1 protein-coding gene is annotated in these 1,627 nt (G+C 63.7%); it reads left to right on the top strand.

Annotated features, from left to right (window positions below; translation table 11 throughout):
* Window positions 1-3: 3 nt before the first annotated feature.
* The coding region (gene dnaG / locus AC1DWI_RS22340; RefSeq protein WP_477725805.1) for a DNA primase at window positions 4-1,627 on the top strand (1,624 nt) is incomplete at its 3' end.

The raw sequence follows: 1,627 nt of genomic DNA, 5'->3' as shown, positions 1-1,627 counted from the left end.
GTTATGGCCATCCCCCAATCGTTCATCCAGGAGCTGCTCGCGCGCGCCGACGTGGTGGACATCGTGGGCCGCTACGTGCAGCTGAAAAAGGGCGGCGCCAACTTCATGGGCCTGTGCCCCTTCCATGGCGAAAAATCGCCCTCTTTCAGTGTCAGCCCCTCCAAGCAGTTCTATCACTGCTTCGGCTGCGGCAAAAACGGCAACGCCATCAGCTTTCTGATGGACCACGGCGGCATGACCTTTGTCGAAGCCGTCAAGGACCTTGCCCAGCAATACGGCCTGCAAGTGCCTGAAGACGACGTCTCCCCGCAAGACCGGGCGCGGGCCGCCCAGATGCGCGAGCAGCAGGCCACACTCACCAGCGTGCTTGAAAAAGCCGGCGTCGCCTACATCAAGGCCCTGCGCAACTCCGAGCGCGCCATCGACTACTTCAAGGGCCGCGGCGTTTCGGGCGAAGTCGCCAAGACCTTCGGCCTGGGCTACGCACCTGAAGGCTGGCGCAGCCTCGCCAGCGTCTTTCCGGATTACAACGACCCGCTGCTGGTAGAAAGCGGCCTGGTCATCACGGGCGAGCCCGGCGAAGAAAACCAGGCCGGTGAAGCCAAGCGTTATGACCGCTTTCGTGACCGGGTCATGTTCCCCATCCGCAACGTCAAGGGCGAATGCATAGGCTTTGGCGGCCGCGTGCTCAGCGACGAAAAGCCCAAGTACCTCAATTCGCCGGAAACCCCTGTGTTCAGCAAGGGCCGGGAGCTTTATGGCCTGTTCGAGGCCCGCACCGCCCTGCGCGAACACGGCTATGCCCTCGTCACAGAAGGCTATATGGACGTGGTGGCCCTGGCCCAGCTGGGGTTTGCCAATGCGGTGGCAACCCTGGGCACCGCCTGCACGGCTGATCACGTGCAAAAGCTGTTCCGCTTCACCGACTCAGTCGTCTTCAGCTTTGACGGCGACAGCGCCGGCCGCCGCGCCGCCCGAAAAGCGCTGGACGCCGCCCTGCCCTTTGCCACGGACGTACGCACCGTCAAGTTCCTGTTCCTGCCGGCCGAACACGACCCCGACAGTTACATCCGCGAGCACGGCCAGGAAGGCTTCGCGGCCTATGTCAGCAAGGCCGTGCCGCTCAGCCGCTTCCTGCTGGAGGCCGCCGCCGAGGGCTGCGACCTGGACACCGCCGAGGGCCGCGCCCACATGGCCAGCAACGCCCGCCCGCTGTGGAACCTGATGCCCGATGGCGCATTGAAACGCCAGCTGCTGGCTGAAATTGCCGACAGGGTATTGATTGACAGCCGCGAACTGATGCAGCTTTGGCAACCTGCGACCTCCAAGGGCAGCTATAAAAATAATAGCAGCTTACGCACGTCCAATAAGGGCCAGAAGCCGGAATCATCCTCAGCATCAGGCGCTTCCCAGGACATGTCCGGCCCTGCGGACTATCTGCCGGATTTTCGCGAGGAGCCCGATTACACCTCGTCCGAGCCCTCTGGCAACTATTTCCCGGCATCGTCAACGGCGGGACGCAGCTTCGGCGCCCGGGCTCCACGCCGCGTGGCTGGCCGTATCCTGCCGGCCAGTCGTGAAGACCGCGTGCTCAGGTTGCTGCTGACCGAGGCCCAGACCTGGGACC

It is taken from the genome of Polaromonas sp. P3_C2 (assembly GCF_056402675.1).
The sequence above is the reverse complement of the archived record's forward strand: the minus strand, read 5'-3'. Positions and strand labels throughout refer to the sequence as shown.